Raw genomic sequence first — 17,763 nt, forward strand, 5'->3', positions numbered from 1 at the left:
GAGGACACGACAATGACACAAACGACACGATCGGCACCGTCGACCCACACGGCATCGAATCGGCACGACCGGCCCACCACGCTCTCCCTACGTCATCTCTCGCGGGACATTCCTGCCGGTATCGTGGTCTTTCTAGTGGCGATTCCACTCTGTCTGGGGATCGCTTTGGCCTCGGGGGCACCGCCCATTGCCGGGCTGGTGGCCGGCATGGTCGGTGGGCTGGTGGTGACGATGTTCAGCGGTTCGGCGCTCAGCGTCAGCGGTCCGGCGGCCGGCCTGACCGTCATCGTGCTGGATGCGATCGAACAGTTGGGCAGCTTTTCCGCTTTCCTGATCGCGGTGGTGCTGGCCGGTGCGCTGCAGCTGCTGATGGGGATCTTCAAGCTGGGCCGGATCGGCGCCTTCGTGCCGACCTCGGTGATCAAGGGCATGCTGGCCGGCATCGGCCTGATCCTGGTGCTGGGGCAATTCCCGATGGCGCTGGGACATCCGCTGGAGGACATGCCCTCGATCACCGAACCGGTCGCCCTGTTCAGCGGTATCTCGCCGCTGGCCACGCTGATCGCGCTGTTCAGCCTGGCGCTGCTGGTGCTGTGGGAACAGCCGGTGATCAAGCGGCACCGGGCACTGGCATTGATCCCGGGGCCGCTGCTGGTGGTGCTCGGCAGTATTGCCATCGATCGCCTGGTGGGCGGCGCGATGCCCGGCTGGGCGCTGGGCGCGGGGCACCACATCGATCTTGGCGGTCTGTCCGGACCCTCGGAGCTGATCGCCCAGATGGCACGTCCCGATCTCGGTGCGCTGGCCAATCCGGCGGTCTATACGGTCGCCATCACCATCGCCATCATCGCCAGCCTCGAGACGCTGTTGAGCCTGGAGGCCATCGACAAGCTCGATCCGCTCAAGCGGCACTCGCCGCCGCACCGCGAATTGAAGGCCCAGGGCATCGGCAACATGGTGTGCGGGCTGGTCGGGGCGCTGCCGGTCACCGCGGTGATCGTGCGCAGCTCCGCCAACGCCAATGCCGGCGGACGTACCCGGCTGTCGAGCCTGATTCACGGCGGGCTGCTGCTGGTGAGCGTGGCGTTTCTGGCGGTTTGGCTCGAGCTGATTCCCCTGGCGACGCTAGCGGCGATCCTGCTGCACACCGGCTACAAGCTGGCCAAGCCGGCACTGTTCATGGAGCAGTATCGCGAAGGCATGCGTCGCTTCATTCCCTTCACCGTGACGGTGGTCACGATTCTCGCCACCGACCTGCTGATGGGCGTACTGGTGGGACTGGTCTGCAGCCTCTACTTCCTGCTCCAGTCCGGCTACCGCTCGGCCATCACCTGCACCCGGCGCGGCGAGCACATGCTGCTGAAGTTCCAGCAGGATGTGTCGTTTCTGAACCGTGAGGAGATGCGCCAGTGTCTCGACGCCGTACCGGACAACGGCGAACTGATCATCGATGCCCGCGGGGCGAACTACATCGATCCCGACATCCGCGAGGACATCGACCGATTCGTCGACAATGCGGCAGCACGCGGGATCGTGGTGGAGCTGCGTGACGTGGAAGGCACCAACGGCACCTTCGGCCATGTCGAATCGCCTCCCGGCGCCGCTCACGCGGTCTGATCGATGTCCGGTGCGTCCGGCAGTGACCGCCGCGCCTCTGAAGAGGCGCGGCGGTTTGCGTTTCAGCGGTCCGGTATCACTGGCCTCGCCCTGTCATGTCGACGCCCCGGCTTGCCCGGTACCGAGTGTCGAGCGACCATCGCGGGTCAGAGCGGCTTGCGCAGATAGACGCGCTTCAGCCCGAGCTCTTCGGCGCGATGCGTCTCCATGTAGCCGTAGCGTCGGTAGATCGCCAGATTCTCGTGCATCAGCTCCTGGGTGTAGAGCGTGATGTCGCGAAAGCCCAACTGGCGAGCGCGGGCTTCCGCGAACGCCAGCAAGATCCGGCCGAAGCCGCGGCCCTGGGCGGACGAGCTGACCGCCACGTTGTCCAGCAGCAGGGTGTCGGGCTTGGGGATCAGCACCAGCAGGCCGACGATCTCGCCGCCGGCCTGCAGCAGGTTGACGTAACCGGCATCGATATAGCGCGCATAGCGCTTGTCGTCGATGTCCTGTATCGGCCCCGGCGTCTTGCCGATGCGGGCGATGTAGTGGCCGTAGGCTTCGCGGACCAGCGCTTCCACCACGCTCAAGTCCTCGGCGGTGGCCACACGCAGCCTGGCATTCGTCGGGTTCATCGGCGCTCCTTGTCAAACCGGGTATCGCAGTCGTCGGCGCCCAGTTGCATGACCTCGGTCGGCGCGCCCTCGGCGTCGAGTTTCACCTGGCCGATACCGGCGCGATTCCACAGTCGCTCGCCTTTCGCGCTGCGCTCGGGGCGGTAGGGTTCGATCAGCATGCGGCGGCGCTTGGTGAGCCAGTTGAGCGGCGACCAGGGCGCATAGAGCCAGCGATTGAGGCGGTCGAACCCGTCGAGCAGGGTATCGGGAAAGGTATTCTTGAGACCGCTGCTGGTGATCTGCCACATCTGGGGGCTGTTGCGGCGCTGGCGAATGGTGATCGCATAGACGAAGGAGTAGTGGACGTCGCCGGAGAGGATCACGTAGCGCTGCGGGGTGCGACTATGGCGCAGGATGTTGAGCATGGTACGGGCAGCCCCGGGGTGTGCCATCCAGTTCTCGGCGTCGACCAGCAGCGGCTTGCCGAACCAGGTGAACAGGCGCTGGATGCCCTCGATCAGCTTGACGCCGAAGATCGGGGCCGGCGACACGATGATGACCGATGGTTCCCCGAGCAACGCCTGCTGGAACTCGCTCAGTGCTTCCCAGTCCATCAATCCCGAGGGACGGTGGCGCTTGCGCTCGCTGCGCCAGCGTCGGGTGCGCGTATCCAGCACCACCAGGCGAGGCGTCGAGTCGATGGTGTAGCCCCAGCCGGTGAAGCGCAGCAGCCGGGTCACCAGTTGGTCGTGCAGTTGGCAGTCGAAGCCGCTGTCACCGGTGGCGGAGTCCAGCCACTCGCGGCTGGCGCGGAGCGGCTCGGCCAGTCCATCGGGATCGTTGCCCCAGCCCTGGCAGAACAGGTATGCGATCAGGGCATTGCCCACGATCCGGCGCGAGAAGGGGTGGTCGTAGACCGCGGCCTCCCAGGCGGCGGAGAGGTTCCAGTCGTCGGTGACGTCGTGGTCGTCGAAGATCATCAGCGTGGGCAGGTGGGCGAGCAGGCGTGCCACCCCCGGCAGCCCGGTGACGAACGCATCGATATGCCGCTGCTCCCGGCGATAGCGCTCCTGCTCTTCCGCGCTGAGGCGGGGCGGCTCGACCTCGATCAGCCGCCATGGAGTGGGCGACCAGACCAGCAGGTACATCGCCATCACCTCGGCGAAGGTGATCAGGTGGTTCTCGGCGCTGGCGGTGGTGAAGATCGGCTTGCGCACGCCACCGAAGAACTTCTCGCGCAGCGCCTCGGTGGAGCGGATCGCCGGCAGCAGTTCGTCCCGATGATAGTAGGTCTCGTCGCGGGCATAGAGCTCGCGGCCGCTGGCAATGTCCGTCCCTTCCAGGCATTCGTCGTGGAGGCCGAGGCGGGCGATCAACGCATGGATGGCGGCCAGCATCGGGCCGGCGACGTCGTCGGCGTAGATCTGGTCACCGGTCAGCAGCAGTGCCGCCGGCCTGGCGGCGGCGTCGTCGTGGCAGCCGTCCAGCCAGCGGTCGGCGCGTGCCAGGCCGTCCCCGCTGGCGTGGTGGGGTTTGCGACAGGAGCCATGAAGCAGATTGTCGTGACGCGAGCGCAGCACCAGCGTGGGGAGCGGCTCGTTGCCGTAGCACAGCGCCTGGCCCCAGTCGCCGGTCGAGCGCCATTCGGATTCGCCACGGTAGGCGAGGTCGTAGGCGATGCGGACATCCTGGGGCAGGGCCGCATCCAGCTCGAGGTCGATCAGATGGAGGTGGGCGTGGGTGCCCACTTCGACCCGGGTGGTTGCTGCGGCCAGCGGGTGTGTCCATGACGCAGCGGCGGTGGTCAGGGTCAGCTGGAGCTCGAGCGGGCGTGATGCGGCCAGCCACAGCACCAGCCGCCGCGGCGCCGCCCGGCGGAGTATCGGCCCGGCCAGGATGTCGGGGAGGTCGTCTGACAAGTCGCGGTTCCTGAAAGTCTCGATGGGCCAAGCATACTTCAGTCGTGGCTCCCGGCCACGCCCCCGGTGAGGATCCGTCGCTGTACGTTCAGCGCCGTCGCTTGAGCGTCCTGTCGATCACGTCCAGTCCTGGCGTATAGTCGCCACGGGCCGCCTGCAGGGCTCTCGCCAGCGCCTGTTCGGCGACCCGGTCGTGGTCCTGGGGCAGCGAATTCACCTTGCAGGGCAGGAAGTCGAGCAGCCGGTCGTCGCCGAAGGTGGCCAGACGCAGGTCGGCCGGGGGGGCGCCGTCCGCGAGCAGCACGTCGAGCAGACCCTCCATCAGGGTGTAGGAGGCGGTGACGATGGCGTCCGGCAAGCCGTCGTCATCCAGCAGTCGTTGGATCAGCCGGGCGCCGCTATCGCGGTCGTAGCGCTCTCCGCTGAAGCAGCGGGGATGGCAGCGGGGCTCGCTGGCCAGGGCATCCAGAAACCCGCGCCGCCGCTCGGTGCTGATCGAGAGATCCGGGACGGCATCCAGCCACACCACGTGGGTCACGTCGTCGGCCAGCACCGAACGGGTCAGCATCTCGCCGGCGGCGCGACCGTTGGTCACGATATTGACGAAACGCTCGGGATCCAGCGGTCGGTCGATGGCGATGATCGGCAGTCCCTGGGCCAATAGCTCGACGTAGAACGGATCCTGGGGGCTCAGGCTGCTGGCGACCAACAGCACGTCGCAGCGCTGGGCGCGCAGGGACCTGGCGACCTCGCGCTCGCTCTGCGGGTCGTCGTCGGAACCGGCGATCAGCAACTGGTAGCCCTGCCGGCGCGCACCATGCTCGAGACGTTTGGCCAGCCGTGCATAGCTGCCGTTCTCCAGATCCGGCACGATCAGGCCCAGGGTGCGGCTGTCGCCTCCCCGCAGTGCGGCCGCCTGGGCATCGATTCGATAGTCGTGGGCATTGGCGATGGCCAGCACCCGTGTCACCGTGGCATCGCTGATGCGTCTTGCTTTGGCCTGGCCGTTGAGGACATAGCTGGCGGTCGTGCGGGAGACGCCGGCCAGTCGGGCGATATCGGCAAGCTTCATGCAAGGCTCCTGCAAGGCTCATGGGAGGGGGCGGCGCATTTTTCACGGTCTGAACGATACCGCGTCGGGCCCTGGCGGCCCAGTCTGATTTCGGCGACCGTGATGCCGGCCGTGGCGTGAGGCGAAGGTCTAGCTTGCCAAACCGGTCGCCAGCGGAGAGCATTGGCACCATTGAGGTGACACGATTCAGCTAGGGCGCTCGAAGCTGTCCGTCCGGCTGACCCCGGCGGCGCTGGATGGGCCACGAGTCGTGCATCGAACGACCCACTCGGAGAGATCGTTATGTTGACCCTCCAGCCGCAAGACGCGGCGCTCGATTGCCACGCCGACAGTTGGCAGGAGGCGCTGGATCAGGCCGCCGCCTCGTTGCACGAGACCGGTCTGGTCGAAGCCGGCTATCGCGATGCCCTGCATGCCCGCGAGGCGCAGGGCTCGACCTTCCTCGGCAGCGGTATCGCCATTCCCCACGGTACCCCCGAGAGCCGCGGGCAGATCCACCGCACCGGCGTCCGCCTGCTGCAGTTCCCGGCCGGGGTGACCTGGCACGACGGCAATCGAGTGTTCCTGCTGGTGGCGATCGCCGCCGCCAGCGACGAGCATCTCGACGTGCTGCGCCATCTGACTCACGTCCTCGACGACGAGGGGGTCGCCGAGCGCATCGCCAACGCCGACAGCGCCGAAGCGATGGTCGCGCTGCTCGCCAAATCGCCGGTCAGGGCGCGCCTGGACGCCGGCACGCTGTGCCTGGGCTTTCCGGCGCGGGATCGTTTCGAGCTGGCGTTGGCGGCGGCGGCGCGACTGCGCCAGGCGGAGTGCGTCGATGCGCGCTTCGTCGCCGCGATCACCGAGCAGGAGCCGGTCGCGCTCGGTCAGGGGCTGTGGCTGGTGAGCGCTTCCCTCGGGGTCAGCCAGCCGGCGCTGGGGCTGGCGACGCCGGAGCGGTCGTTCAGCGGTCCGAAAGGCGTGGTCAATGGCGTCTTCTGCGTGGCGGCGCAAGGCGACGTGCACCGGACGCTGCTGGAGCGGCTGGCGGATCTGCTGGACAGCGGCGAAGGCGAGGCGCTGATCGATGCCGACGCGGATCACGTCCTGGCGCGGTTGTCCGGCGAATCGAACCAGGCCGAGACCGCTCGGGCGACGCTGCTCAATGCCCATGGCCTGCACGCACGACCTGCCAAGTTGCTGGTCCAGGCGGCCCGCGAGCAGTCGTTGCCGGTTCGGGTGCGCTTGATGGAGGGCGCGGCGGAGACGGTTTCCGCCGCCAGCCTAACCAAGGTCATCGGGCTGGGTGCCCGACGCGGTCAGACGCTGATTTTCTCCGCCGAGGGGGAGGGGGCCCAGGCAGCGCTGGCGGCGATGGTCGCTGCCGTCAAGGCGGGGCTCGGTGAATCGGTGCGCCCGCTGGCGGACGGCGGCCTCGCCGATCGTGCGTCTCGAGACGAGACCGTGGCGCCAACGGCCGAGACCGTGCAGGAGCCGATCGCCGACGATACGGCGTTGCCGGCCACCGCCGCCTCGCCGGGCCTGGCGATCGCGCCGGTCTTCGTGATGCGCTCGCCCAGCTTCGACTACCCCGAGCGGGCTCGCGATCTGGCGTCGGAGCAACAAGGGGGGGCCGAGCGCCAGCGAGAGCGCTTGCGTGCCAGCCTGAACGAGGCGCGTGATCAGTTGCATGCGCTGATCGGCACCGCCAAGGGCGGCGACGTGGCCGAGATCCTCTCCATGCACGCCGAGATGCTCGACGATCCTGAGCTGCACGAAGCGGCCTTCGAGGGCATGCGCGATGGCCTCAGCGCCGAAGCCGCCTGGTGGCAGGCGATCGATACCGCGGCCCGCGCCCAGGAAGTGCTGGCGGACCGCCTGCTGGCCGAGCGTGCCGCTGACCTGCGCGATGTCGGCCGTCGCGTGCTCGGCGTGTTGTGCGGGGTGAAGATGCCGACTCCGCCGTCGCGTCCCTACATTCTGGTCACCGACGACATCGGTCCCTCCGATGTGGCGCGTCTCGATACCGCCCAGGTGCGGGGACTGCTGACCGCCCGCGGCGGCGCCACTTCCCACAGCGCCATCCTGGCGCGGGCGCTGGGCATCCCCGCCGTCGTGGGTGCCGGCCCGCGGGCGCTGACGCTCGCCAACGACGATGAACTGATCCTCGATGGCGATCTCGGCCGGGTGATCGTGCGCCCCAGTGCGGAGCGCCGTGATCGCGCCGAGCTGCGGCTCAAGGAGCTCGAGCGTTTGCGCCGCGAGGCCCATGGGGCGCGCTTCGAAGAGGGACGCACCGCCGACGGCAAGCGTATCGAGGTCGCCGCCAACCTGGGCAACACCGCTCACGCCGCCGACGCGGTGGAGCAGGGCGCCGAGGGTGTCGGGCTGCTGCGCACCGAATTCCTGTTCATGGCGCATCCGGAGGCGCCCGATCTGGAGACCCAGATCGGCGAGTACCGACGCGCCTTCGACGCCCTCGATGGCCGTCCGCTGGTGGCGCGCACGCTGGACGTGGGCGGCGACAAGCCCCTGCCTTACTGGCCGGTGGCGGCGGAAGACAACCCCTTTCTCGGCCTGCGCGGCATTCGTCTGGCGCTGACCCGACCCGAGGTGCTCGAGACCCAGTTGCGGGCACTGTTGACCGCCGCCGGTGATCGGCCGCTGCGGATCATGTTCCCGATGGTCAAGGACGTCGACGAGTACCGCCAGGCGCGCGCCATCGTCGACCGCCTGCAGGCGGAGATCGGTGCCGGCGACATTCAGGTCGGAGTGATGATCGAGATTCCTTCCGCGGCACTGCTGGCACCGAGCCTGGCCGCCGAGGTCGATTTCTTCTCCATCGGCACCAACGATCTGACCCAGTACACCCTGGCGATCGATCGTGGCCACCCCGAGCTCTCTTCCCAGGCGGATGGCTTGCATCCGGCGGTATTGCGGCTGATCCAGATGACCGTCGAGGCCGCCCACGCCGAGGGCAAGTGGGTCGGCGTCTGCGGCGAGCTGGGTTCGGATGCCGCCGCCGTGCCGGTGCTGGTCGGCCTGGGGGTCGATGAACTGTCGGTGTCGGTGCGCCAGGTGCCGATGGTCAAGGCGCGGCTGCGTGGCATCACTCAGGCAACGGCGCGGCTGCACGCCGAGACGGCGCTGGCCCAGGCCACCAGCCAGGCCGTGCGCGATGCGCTGGAGGCGCTCTGATGGCCCATGTGCTGGTGGTGACGCTCAATCCGGCGCTGGATCTGTCGATCCAGTTGCCGCGACTCGAGCCGGGGGCGGTCAATCGTACGCGGTCGTCGCATCTGGCGGCGGCCGGCAAGGGGCTCAACGTGGCCCAGGTGCTGGTGGCGCTGGGCCATCGGGTGACGCTGTCGGGCTTCCTGGGCGCGGACAACGATACCGCCTTCGTCCAGGCCTGCCGGCGCGACGGTATCGAGGATGCCAGCCTGCGCCTGCCCGGCGAGACCCGGATCAACGCCAAGCTGGCCGAGGACGACGGCCGAGTGACCGACGTCAACGGCCCGGGGCTCGAGGTCTCCGAGGCCGCGCTGGCCGAGCTGACCGAGGCGCTGGTCGCCTGCTGCGAGACTGCGGCGCCGTCGGCGGTGGTGGTGACCGGCAGCCTGCCACCGGGCGTGTCTCCCGCGGCGCTGGCGAGGCTGGTCGAGACGCTCAAGGCGAGCGGTATCCCGGTCTGGGTCGATACCAGCGGGCCGGCGCTGACGGCGGCACTGGCGGTGGCGCCTCACGCGGCCAAGCCCAACGAGCAGGAGCTGGCCGAGTGGGCCGGCGGCCCGCTGGACGACCCGGCCTCGCAGCTCGATGCGGCCCGGCGGCTGCATGCGGCCGGCGTCGAGGAGTCGATACTGTCGCTGGGTGCGGCGGGTACGCTGTGGGTCAGCCGCCGCGGCGAATGGCGGGCGATCCCGCCCAGTGTCCAGGTCAAGAGTACGGTGGGGGCCGGCGACACCCTGCTGGCCGCCTTGCTGCATGGGGTGATCGCGGATCAGGCACCGCAGGACGCACTGCGCCAGGCGACGGCGCTGGCGGCCGAAGCGGTCCGGCATGTCGGTGTCGGTAATCCGCACGTCGAGGATTTCCAGCAATTACTGCAACAGACGCGTGTCACTCGCTGTGGCGACACGCGTCAGGAGGGGGCATGAACGGTGAACGCATGAACGTCATTCTGGTTACGGCCTGCCCCAGTGGCATGGCGACAACCTTTCTGGCCGCGAGACGGCTGGAGCAGGCCGCGCGGCGTCGCGGCTGGCAACCCCAGATAGAGATGCACGGCGAGCTCGAGCCGGTTGCGCCGGTATCGGCCCAGGCGATCGCCGAGGCAGACCTGGTCGTGGTGGCCGCCGAGCGGGTGCCGGAAGCGTCCCGCTTCGTCGGCAAGCGGCTCTACCGTGCCCCGGTCCAGCAGGCGCTGCCCGATCCCGAGGCATTTCTCGAGCGCGCCGCCCGCGAGGCGACGGCGTTCGATGCCGCCGACGAGCCCGCCGACGCCCCGGCGGTGGCCGAGGCGAATCCTTCCCGGGCCAGACGGATCGTCGCGGTGACCGCCTGTCCTACCGGGGTGGCGCACACCTTCATGGCCGCCGAGGCCTTAGAACAGGCCGGCCGGGCGCTGGGTCACCGGATCCATGTCGAGACCCAGGGGTCCGTGGGCGCCCAGAACCCGATCAGTGAAGCCGATATCGAGGCCGCGGATATCGTGCTGCTGGCCTGCGACATCGAGGTCGACGACACCCGTTTCGCCGGCAAGCCGATCTACCGCACCTCCACCGGCAGCGCCCTCAAGCAGCCACAGCAGACGATCCAGAAGGCCCTCGCGGAGGCGCAGGTCGAGTCGGCCGGCAGTGAAAAAGGGGCCGGCGGCGAGCGCAAGAGCGCCAAGGAGCGCGGGTTCTACAAGCACCTGCTGACCGGTGTCTCGTTCATGCTGCCGATGGTGGTGGCGGGCGGGCTCTGTATCGCGCTCTCGTTCGTGTTCGGGATCAAGGCCTACGAGCAGGAGGGGACGCTGGCGGCGGCGCTGATGCAGATCGGCGGTGGTACCGCCTTCGCCTTGATGGTGCCGGTGCTGGCCGGCTACATCGCTTACTCCATCGCCGACCGTCCGGGCATCGCACCGGGGATGATCGGCGGGATGCTGGCCTCCACCCTGGGCGCCGGCTTCATCGGCGGGATCCTCGCGGGCTTCCTGGCCGGCTACTCGGCCAAGGCGGTGACTCGCTACGTCAGGCTGCCGGCGAGCGTCGAGTCGCTCAAGCCGATCCTGATCATCCCGCTGCTGGCGAGCCTGTTCACCGGGCTGGTGATGATCTATGTGGTGGGCACGCCGGTGGCGGCGATCCTCTCCGGACTGACCCAGTTCCTCAACAACATGGGCTCCACCAATGCGGTGCTGCTGGGCCTGCTGCTCGGCGCGATGATGTGCTTCGACATGGGCGGCCCGGTCAACAAGGCGGCCTACACCTTCGGCGTGGGGCTGCTGTCGACCGAGACCTACATGCCGATGGCGGCGATCATGGCCGCGGGCATGGTGCCGCCCATCGGCATGGGGCTGGCCACGTTCCTGCGGCGCAGCCGGTTCGCCCAGGCCGAGCGTGAAGCGGGCAAGGCGTCGTTCGTGCTGGGCCTTTGCTTCATCAGCGAGGGGGCGATCCCGTTCGCCGCCAAGGATCCGTTGCGGGTGATTCCGATCTCGATGCTCGGCGGTGCGGTGACCGGGGCGCTTTCGATGTGGTTCGGCGTCAAGCTGATGGCACCGCACGGCGGCTTGTTCGTGCTGCTGATCCCGAACGCGGTCAACCTGGCGCTGCTCTACCTGCTGGCCATTGCCGCCGGCTCGCTGATCACCGGGATCGGCTACGCACTGCTCAAGCGTGGCGGGGCGGAGACGGTGCCGGTCGCACCGGCCTCGCCCGACGTCGCCGGGATGAGTCGCCAGGCTTCCTGACACGACACGACACGGTTCCGGTTCGCGAGCAGCGGCATCGCATCCTACATTGGGTGGATGGAGACGGGATCGGTAGGGACGGGGACGATCAAGACCGGCTGGCAACGGCTCGTTGCCGCCGGCCTCCGTCCTGGTGCCGATGACCCGACCGCAACCAGCCGAGGTGGGCAATGAAGATTCACTGGCAGGGTGATCGCCTGACCGTCGCCGAGGGCGATATCACCCGGTTCGAGGGCGATGCCATCGTCAATGCCGCCAATAGGAGCCTGCAGGGGGGTGGCGGCGTCGATGGGGCGATTCATCGTGCGGCAGGTCCGGAACTGCTCGAGGCGTGTCGGGAGCTGCGACGCACGACCTGGCCGGACGGCTTGCCCGTCGGTGAAGTGGCGATGACGCCGGGTTTCAAGCTGCCGGCGCGTCACGTCATCCATACGGTTGGGCCGGTATTCGCCAAGTCGGAAGATCGTTCCGAACTGCTGGCCGACTGCTATCGCAACGCCTTACACCTTGCCGCCGAGCATCGATTCGAGCGGCTGGCCTTTCCCGCCATCTCCACCGGGATCTACGGCTATCCGGCCGCCGCCGCCGCCAGCATCGTGGCGGCGGTGATGCGCGAGCGACTACCGGCGCTGCCCGGCCTCGCGGTGACGCTGGTGTTCTTCTCGGCGAGAGACGCCGATGGCTTCCTGAAGAGCGCTTCCCTCTAGGGCTGGCTCACACTATCCACGCGGTCGCGACGTATCGAGTGAACAGGCCCCCGGGGCCGCCACCCGGTAACCGCCGCTACCGCAGGGGAAGGGGGGCCTCGTTTCCCGCTCCGCTCGCTGGCCTCACTCTTCCGGCTGGTACTTGTAGCCGACCCCATAGACCGAGCGGATGATGTCACGCTCGGGCCAGACGTCGGCGATCTTGCGGCGCAGTTTCTTGACGTGACTGTCGACGGTGCGCTCGGAGACGATGCGGTGGTCGCGATACATGTGGTCCATCAACTGGTCGCGGGAGAATATCCGGCCCGGGCTGTGCATCATTACCTTGAGCAACTGGAACTCGACGGCGGTCAGGTTGAGGTCCTCGCTCCCCGCCATGGCACGCCAGCCATCCTCGTCCAGCGTCAGGTGATCTCCTTGCGGGATCGCTTCGTCCGTGCCGGTGATGCCATGGCTGCGTCGCAGCACGGCCTTGACGCGAGCCACGACTTCCCGGGGGCTGAAAGGTTTGCAGATATAGTCGTCGGCGCCCAGTTCGAGCCCCAGCAACCGATCCACCTCTTCGACCCGTGCGGTCAGCATGATCACCGGGATGGCGGGAAATCGCTCGCGAATCTGACGACACAGGGTGAGGCCGTCGGTGCCGGGCAGCATCAGGTCGAGCAGCACCAGCATCGGCTGGTTCTCCTCCAGCCACTCCATGACGGCGTTGCCGTGGTCGATGTGGTCGGAGGCATAGCCGCTCTTCGACAGGTAATCGGCGACCAGGCGGGCGATCTTGGGTTCATCCTCGACGATCAGAATGGTGTCGTTCATCAAACCGGCTCCCTATCGATTGGTATGGCTGCCGCTGCTGCTGGCCGGCTCCCCGGCGGGAGGAGAGGGCTCGGCGGAGGATTCGGCAGGCAGGTCCAGCGGAAACGCCAGCGTCCATCGCAACCCGCCCAGTGGTGAAGCGGAGGGTGTCAGTACGCCCCCTTGGGCCTCGATCAGCGCCCGGGCGATGGAGAGGCCCAGCCCGCTGCCGCCGCTACGGCGGCTGCGTGAGCCCTCCACCCGATACAGCCGTTCGGTCAGGCGAGGCAGTTCGTCGGCCGGCACCCCCGGCGGCGTATCCTCCCAGATCACTTCCGCCTTGTCGTGCCGTCGCCGCAGGGTGACTTGCAGCGTACCGGGGCCGTCGGTGTAGGCAATGGTGTTGGAGAGCAGGTTGTCCCATAGCTGGCGCAGGCGCTGGCTGTCGGCGCGCACCCAGACGGGGGCAGTGTCGAGCCGAAGGGTCAGACCGTGGCTCTCGAGGCGCAACTCGCTGTCCTCGAGCCGCTGGACCAGCGACTCCTCGAGATCCACCGGCACCAGATGCATGTCCAGGGCGCCAGCGTCGCTCTGGGCGAGCAGCCGCAGATCCTCGACCAGGTGTCCGAGCTGGTCGACCTCCTGTTGCAGCGATCCCAGGTTGTCCGGCGACAGCGGCCGCACGCCATCCTGCATGGCCTCGATCTCACCCCGCAGTACCGCCAACGGCGTGCGCAGTTCATGAGCGATATCCGCGACCCAGCGCTGCCTCGCGCGCCGGTTGGCCTCGAGGGTCTCGGCGAGTTGGTTGAAATCCGCGGAGAGGCTCGACAACTCGTCGCGGCCACGCTCGGACAGGCGCACGCTGTAGTCGCCCAGGGTCAGACGCCGGGTGGCCAGCGTCATGAACCGGGCACGGCGACCCAGCCACCAGGCCAGCCCGCCCGCCAGCAGTAACGAGGTAAGAAACAGCGCGCCGACGATGATCGTGAGATTGCGCTGCTGGCGCTCGAGAAATATCTGGTCCATGCGCGCCATGAGGCGTTCCGGCGGGAGGTAGCCGAGTTGCCCCACCAGCTTGTCGCCGCTGCGGATGGGAACGAAGTGCGGCTCCGGCGGTGGCGGAATGTCCAGGTCGAGGTCCTGCGGCGGCGGCTTGAGCAGGGGTTCGCCGATGACGGGGTTGCTCAACTCGTCGAGCAGCACGTAGCCGCGGGCGTCGGAAAGTTGTCGATCGATCCCGGTCGGGGGGTGGCGGTCGCTCGACCATAGCTGGCTGCGGACCAGGCTCTGCCAGGCGCGGGGGTTGTCGCGCAGCCACTGCCAACTGCCGCGCTGCGTCCACTGCTCTCCCAGCGCATTGGCCAGCGTTTCGGCCCGTGTCGACTGGCTGCGTTCCAGGTAGTTGACGAACCCTTCGTCCAGGCTTCTCGAGACAAACACGAACACCAGGCCGCTGATCAGCACGTTGGTGACCAGGATGATGGCGAAAAGCTTGAGGCTCAGGCGTGACAGCCGCGGCCAGTCACGTCGACTGCTGAGCGATGGAAGCATAGGGGCAGGCTTTTCCACGAATGACGACGATCCCTAAGTGTGACGCAACGCATGGCAGTGACGGTTCAGGCAATCGGCAAAGATTGTGGAGATTGCCACACCCGCCTCTGCGCTTCGCACTTTCGACTCCGGGCTTCTTGCCCCGATGCGCCGGGTTCGGGGCACGGTAGAGGGCGGCTCCGACATCAGGTCTCGTCGCTTCGGGATATCCGTCGCTCGCCCCAGACGAAGTCGATCGGCCGGTGGGGCTGGTCGGTGGCGTCGAAGGATGCCCACAGCGCGGCGAACGTGACGCCACTGACCGGGTGCCGGTGCGCCGGCAGCAGCTCCGCCAGCGGATGGAGCACGAAAGCATAGCGCTCGATGTCCTCCCGCGGTAGCCGCCGGGTGCCGTCGCACTCGACGCTGTCGCCCCACAGCAGCAGGTCGATGTCCAGGGTACGGGCCACGAGCTTGGCCGGCCCTGCCGGGCGGCCGTTCTCCCTCTCGATCGCCTTGCAGTGACGATCGATCGTCGCCGGGGAGAGTTCGGTCTCGAAGGCCACCACCATATTGTAGAACGGGCGCTCGTCGTCGAAACCGACCGCCGGGCTTTCGAAGACCCGGGAAAGCTGCAGCGGGTGAGGGGCGGCGAGCGACTCCAGCGCCTCCAGCGCCCGGGTCAGATGGTGCTGGCGCCGGATGTTGCTGCCCAGCCCGAGAGCGACCAGCGGCATCAGTCGACGCTGCGCTCGATGCGCACGCCCACGGCGCGTGCCGCCGCCACCGCTCCCGGCTTGCGAACGGTCAGGCGCAGGTGGCGGATGCCGAACTCGTCGATCAGCAACGCCGCGACGCGCTCCGCAAACGTCTCGACCAGGCCATGGGCGTTGGCGTCGGCATAGTCGGAGAGACGCTGGCAGATGGCAGCGTAGTCGAGTGTCCGGGAGAGATCGTCGGCACGGGCCGCCGGGCGAATGTCCGTGCGAAGCTCCAGGTCGAGCTCGAGGCGTTGGCGCACCTTGCGTTCCCAGTCGTAGACGCCGATCACCGTCTCCAGGCTCAAGCCTTCGATCAATACCTGATCCACGCGACCTCCTCGTCAGCGCTGATGTCCGTCAGCGTTCATCGTGCGGGCGGTGGGTCGAAGCGGACCCGCCGTCCAGGGTGGCGTCGATTGTACGCGATGAGAGTGGCAGAATCAGGGCTCTCGATGATGTCCGCGCTGCGCGGTCAAGGGGAGTTGAGTCTTGCCACCGATCGTTGTCACCGGCCTGCTGTTGGCAGCTGGCTATCTCAGTGGTTCGCTGCTCGGCGCGATCTGGGTCTGCCGGGCCTGGGGGCTGCGCGATCCACGCTGGGCAGGCTCGGGAAATCCGGGGTTCTCCAATGTCCTGCGGGCCTTCGGCTGGCGTCCGGCGCTGGTGACGCTGGTCATCGATGCGGTCAAGGGAATGCCGGTGCTGTGGCTGGCGGGTGCGCTGTCGCTCTCGGTCTGGGCCCAGGGGCTGGTGGGGTTGAGCGTGCTGGTCGGGCACAGCTGCCCGGTCTGGCATCGGGGGCGGGGTGGCAAGGCGGTGGCCAGCGCGTTTGGGGTGCTGTTGATGCTGGCGACGCCGGTGGCGTTGGTCTGCGCGCTGTGCTGGTTCCTGCTCGCCTGGCGAGTGCGCACGGCGGCCGTGGCGTCCTTGGCGTCGGCGCTGCTGGCGCCGCTGCTCAGCTACTGGCTGGTGCCGCCGATGACGGGCGTCATCTGCGTGTTCTCGCTGCTGGTGCTGGCACGCCACGGCTGGAACATTCGCCGGTGGCGGGAGCGGCGCCGCGAGGCGCACGAGCCGGCGCTGGCCGATCCCTTCGATGAAGAAGACGCCCTGCGCGACCGTCGCGAGGGCAATGACCGGGATTAGTGCCGGGGAGGCGCCAGCTCCGCCAGCGGCCAGCGCGGCCTCGGCTGTATCGCGTCGCTGCGCTGGCCCGCGATCAGCCGCTGCGCACCGGCGTAGGCGATCATGGCGCCGTTGTCGGTGCAGAATCGCCCGCGCGGATAGAATGCCCTGGCCCCCAGCTTGGTCAGCGCAACGTCGAGCGTCTCGCGCAGGCGCCGGTTGGCGCTGACCCCTCCGGCGACGACCAGCCTCTCCCGGCCGCTCTCCTTGAGGGCGCGCCGGCACTTGATGATCAAGGTATCGACGACGGCATCCTCGAAGGCTCGGGCGACATCGGCCCGGGCCTGGCTGTCGAGGGCGTCCTGCTCGCGTAGCTGACGGAGCGCGGTCAAGGTGTGGGTCTTGAGCCCGGAAAAACTGAAGTCGAGCCCCGGTCGATCGGTCATCGGGCGGGGGAAGCGAAAGCGTTCGCTGCGGCCCTGCTCGGCCAGTGCGGCGACCTGCGGGCCGCCGGGGTAGGGCAGCTCGAGCATCTTGGCGACCTTGTCGAAGGCTTCGCCGGCGGCGTCGTCGACGGATTCACCCAGCAAGCGGTAGTCGCCCAGGCCGCGCACGTCGACCAGTTGGGTGTGCCCACCGGAGACCAGCAGAGCGACGAACGGAAATGCGGGGGCGGTCTCTTCCAGCATCGGTGCCAGCAGATGGCCTTCCATGTGATGCACGCCCAGCACCGGGATGTCGAGCGCGCGGGCCATGCCGTGAGCGGTGCAGGCACCGACCATGAGCGCGCCGACCAGTCCGGGCCCGGCGGTATAGGCGATCGCATCCAGGTCCTGCTTGGTCAGCTGCGCGTCGGCCAGCACCTGGTCCACCAGTGGCAGCAGCTTGCGGGTGTGATCGCGGGAGGCCAGCTCCGGTACGACCCCACCGAATTCGGCATGCAGGGCTATCTGGCTGTAGAGCGCATCGGCCAGCAGCCCGGCGTCGGTGTCATAGAGCGCGACGCCGGTTTCGTCGCACGAAGTTTCGATACCCAGCACGCGCATGGTCGAATCATCCGTCGGAGTCGTTGAAGGAAATGCTGAAGCGGAAGGCGCGCTAGTTTACGCCGTCGAAAAGGTATTTGCATTGGTTCATGGGCAGGACTAGAATGCTCTGCTCTGCAGGACTGGGTCGTGCGCCCTGAAGATCCGGTATGTGGCGTTGCAGACGATCGGCGAGAGAGTGAATCATCCCTCGTAGCGCCGTCTGAAACCGCACGGATCGTCTTCTCGGGCGTGCGTTCAAACCGAACTCAATTCCCAAGGTAGGTGAGTGCTTCATGCCCGCTGTTAAAGTACGTGATAACGAGCCGTTCGACGTCGCGCTGCGTCGCTTCAAACGCTCCTGCGAGAAAGCCGGAGTTCTATCCGAAGTCCGCCGTCGCGAAACTTACGAAAAGCCCACTGCGGTTCGCAAGCGCAAAGCTGCGGCTGCCGTGAAGCGTCACGCCAAGAAGTTGCAGCGTGAGCGTAAGCGTTTCGAACGCTTGTATTGATCCGTACTGCGGTGACTTCGGTCACCCCAGAGGGACGATCAAACGGCCGCCGTCAAGGTGGCCGTTTGTTTTTACCCCGCCGCCTTCACTGATGTCGGCACATGGGCAGCGTTCTCCGCCTGGTCTATCTTCATGGATAGGCAGTACGGAGCCT

15 protein-coding genes are annotated in these 17,763 nt (G+C 67.8%); 7 read left to right on the forward strand and 8 right to left on the reverse strand.

Features of this window, described 5'->3' with window-relative positions; translation table 11 throughout:
- Nucleotides 1–12: 12 nt before the first annotated feature.
- The gene (locus DOM45_RS17055) at nt 13–1,617 is read left to right on the forward strand and encodes a SulP family inorganic anion transporter (protein WP_110602472.1); all 1,605 of its coding nucleotides are present in this window, start codon (nt 13–15) and stop codon (nt 1,615–1,617) included.
- A gap of 146 nt (nt 1,618–1,763) precedes the next feature.
- Here the strand turns inward: DOM45_RS17055 and DOM45_RS17060 are convergent, their stop codons facing one another.
- The 3 genes from DOM45_RS17060 to cra form a co-directional block, all read right to left on the reverse strand.
- Nucleotides 1,764–2,234 carry a GNAT family N-acetyltransferase gene (locus tag DOM45_RS17060; RefSeq protein ID WP_110602473.1) on the reverse strand — a complete coding sequence of 157 codons (471 nt, stop codon included), beginning with the start codon at nt 2,232–2,234 and terminating at the stop codon, nt 1,764–1,766.
- Nucleotides 2,231–4,135, reverse strand: coding sequence for an alkaline phosphatase D family protein (locus tag DOM45_RS17065; protein ID WP_167404628.1), 1,905 nt, complete (start codon nt 4,133–4,135; stop codon nt 2,231–2,233). The genes DOM45_RS17060 and DOM45_RS17065 overlap by 4 nt, the downstream gene beginning before the upstream one ends.
- Nucleotides 4,136–4,223: 88 nt before the next feature.
- Nucleotides 4,224–5,207 carry a catabolite repressor/activator gene (cra, locus tag DOM45_RS17070; RefSeq protein ID WP_110602476.1) on the reverse strand — a complete coding sequence of 328 codons (984 nt, stop codon included), beginning with the start codon at nt 5,205–5,207 and terminating at the stop codon, nt 4,224–4,226.
- 282 nt (nt 5,208–5,489) lie between these two features.
- Between cra and ptsP the strand changes: the two genes are divergently transcribed.
- The 4 genes from ptsP (at nt 5,490) to DOM45_RS17090 (ending at nt 11,858) form a co-directional block, all read left to right on the forward strand.
- The gene (ptsP, locus tag DOM45_RS17075; protein ID WP_110602478.1) at nt 5,490–8,387 is read left to right on the forward strand and encodes a phosphoenolpyruvate--protein phosphotransferase; all 2,898 of its coding nucleotides are present in this window, start codon (nt 5,490–5,492) and stop codon (nt 8,385–8,387) included.
- Nucleotides 8,387–9,349, forward strand: coding sequence for a 1-phosphofructokinase (gene pfkB, locus DOM45_RS17080; RefSeq protein WP_110602479.1), 963 nt, complete (start codon nt 8,387–8,389; stop codon nt 9,347–9,349). The genes ptsP and pfkB overlap by 1 nt, the downstream gene beginning before the upstream one ends.
- A gap of 11 nt (nt 9,350–9,360) precedes the next feature.
- Nucleotides 9,361–11,151, forward strand: a complete 1,791-nt coding sequence (locus tag DOM45_RS17085) for a PTS fructose-like transporter subunit IIB (RefSeq protein ID WP_110602761.1) — start codon at nt 9,361–9,363, stop codon at nt 11,149–11,151.
- Between the two features lie 170 nt (nt 11,152–11,321).
- Nucleotides 11,322–11,858 carry an O-acetyl-ADP-ribose deacetylase gene (locus DOM45_RS17090; RefSeq protein ID WP_110602481.1) on the forward strand — a complete coding sequence of 179 codons (537 nt, stop codon included), beginning with the start codon at nt 11,322–11,324 and terminating at the stop codon, nt 11,856–11,858.
- Between the two features lie 123 nt (nt 11,859–11,981).
- Here the strand turns inward: DOM45_RS17090 and DOM45_RS17095 are convergent, their stop codons facing one another.
- The 4 genes from DOM45_RS17095 to folB all read right to left on the reverse strand — a co-directional run bounded on the left by DOM45_RS17095 (nt 11,982) and on the right by folB (nt 15,276).
- Nucleotides 11,982–12,674 (reverse strand): response regulator, encoded by a 693-nt coding sequence (locus DOM45_RS17095; protein WP_110602482.1) that lies wholly within the window; start codon nt 12,672–12,674, stop codon nt 11,982–11,984.
- Between the two features lie 12 nt (nt 12,675–12,686).
- Nucleotides 12,687–14,207, reverse strand: coding sequence for an ATP-binding protein (locus DOM45_RS17100; protein WP_110602484.1), 1,521 nt, complete (start codon nt 14,205–14,207; stop codon nt 12,687–12,689).
- A 185-nt stretch (nt 14,208–14,392) separates the two neighbouring features.
- A complete protein-coding gene (gene folK, locus DOM45_RS17105) occupies nt 14,393–14,923 on the reverse strand; it encodes a 2-amino-4-hydroxy-6-hydroxymethyldihydropteridine diphosphokinase (protein ID WP_110602486.1) in 531 nt (176 codons plus the stop codon).
- Nucleotides 14,923–15,276 (reverse strand): dihydroneopterin aldolase, encoded by a 354-nt coding sequence (gene folB / locus DOM45_RS17110; protein ID WP_110602487.1) that lies wholly within the window; start codon nt 15,274–15,276, stop codon nt 14,923–14,925. Before folB ends, folK begins: the two co-directional genes overlap by 1 nt.
- 160 nt (nt 15,277–15,436) lie before the next feature.
- Between folB and DOM45_RS17115 the strand changes: the two genes are divergently transcribed.
- Nucleotides 15,437–16,093: a glycerol-3-phosphate acyltransferase gene (locus DOM45_RS17115; protein ID WP_205909495.1), complete on the forward strand. Its 657-nt coding sequence runs from the start codon at nt 15,437–15,439 to the stop codon at nt 16,091–16,093.
- Here DOM45_RS17115 and tsaD read toward each other — a convergent pair.
- Entirely contained in the window at nt 16,090–17,118 is a 1,029-nt protein-coding gene (gene tsaD, locus DOM45_RS17120; protein WP_110602489.1) for a tRNA (adenosine(37)-N6)-threonylcarbamoyltransferase complex transferase subunit TsaD, read from the reverse strand. The two genes, DOM45_RS17115 and tsaD, sit on opposite strands and share 4 nt — an antisense overlap.
- Nucleotides 17,119–17,393: 275 nt before the next feature.
- On the opposite strand from tsaD, the gene rpsU reads away from it, so the two are divergent.
- The gene (gene rpsU, locus DOM45_RS17125; protein WP_075560838.1) at nt 17,394–17,609 is read left to right on the forward strand and encodes a 30S ribosomal protein S21; all 216 of its coding nucleotides are present in this window, start codon (nt 17,394–17,396) and stop codon (nt 17,607–17,609) included.
- The last annotated feature ends 154 nt before the right edge of the window (nt 17,610–17,763 follow it).

This window comes from Salinicola lusitanus (genome assembly GCF_003206045.1).
GTDB lineage: Bacteria > Pseudomonadota > Gammaproteobacteria > Pseudomonadales > Halomonadaceae > Salinicola > Salinicola lusitanus.

Coding starts and splice junctions, on each gene's coding strand:
- DOM45_RS17055 (WP_110602472.1), top strand. CDS start 13: ATGACACAAACGACACGATCGGCACCGTCGACCCACACGGCATCGAAT.
- DOM45_RS17060 (WP_110602473.1), bottom strand. CDS start 2,234: ATGAACCCGACGAATGCCAGGCTGCGTGTGGCCACCGCCGAGGACTTG.
- cra (WP_110602476.1), bottom strand. CDS start 5,207: ATGAAGCTTGCCGATATCGCCCGACTGGCCGGCGTCTCCCGCACGACC.
- ptsP (WP_110602478.1), top strand. CDS start 5,490: ATGTTGACCCTCCAGCCGCAAGACGCGGCGCTCGATTGCCACGCCGAC.
- pfkB (WP_110602479.1), top strand. CDS start 8,387: ATGGCCCATGTGCTGGTGGTGACGCTCAATCCGGCGCTGGATCTGTCG.
- DOM45_RS17085 (WP_110602761.1), top strand. CDS start 9,361: ATGAACGTCATTCTGGTTACGGCCTGCCCCAGTGGCATGGCGACAACC.
- DOM45_RS17090 (WP_110602481.1), top strand. CDS start 11,322: ATGAAGATTCACTGGCAGGGTGATCGCCTGACCGTCGCCGAGGGCGAT.
- DOM45_RS17095 (WP_110602482.1), bottom strand. CDS start 12,674: ATGAACGACACCATTCTGATCGTCGAGGATGAACCCAAGATCGCCCGC.
- DOM45_RS17100 (WP_110602484.1), bottom strand. CDS start 14,207: ATGCTTCCATCGCTCAGCAGTCGACGTGACTGGCCGCGGCTGTCACGC.
- folK (WP_110602486.1), bottom strand. CDS start 14,923: ATGCCGCTGGTCGCTCTCGGGCTGGGCAGCAACATCCGGCGCCAGCAC.
- tsaD (WP_110602489.1), bottom strand. CDS start 17,118: ATGCGCGTGCTGGGTATCGAAACTTCGTGCGACGAAACCGGCGTCGCG.
- rpsU (WP_075560838.1), top strand. CDS start 17,394: ATGCCCGCTGTTAAAGTACGTGATAACGAGCCGTTCGACGTCGCGCTG.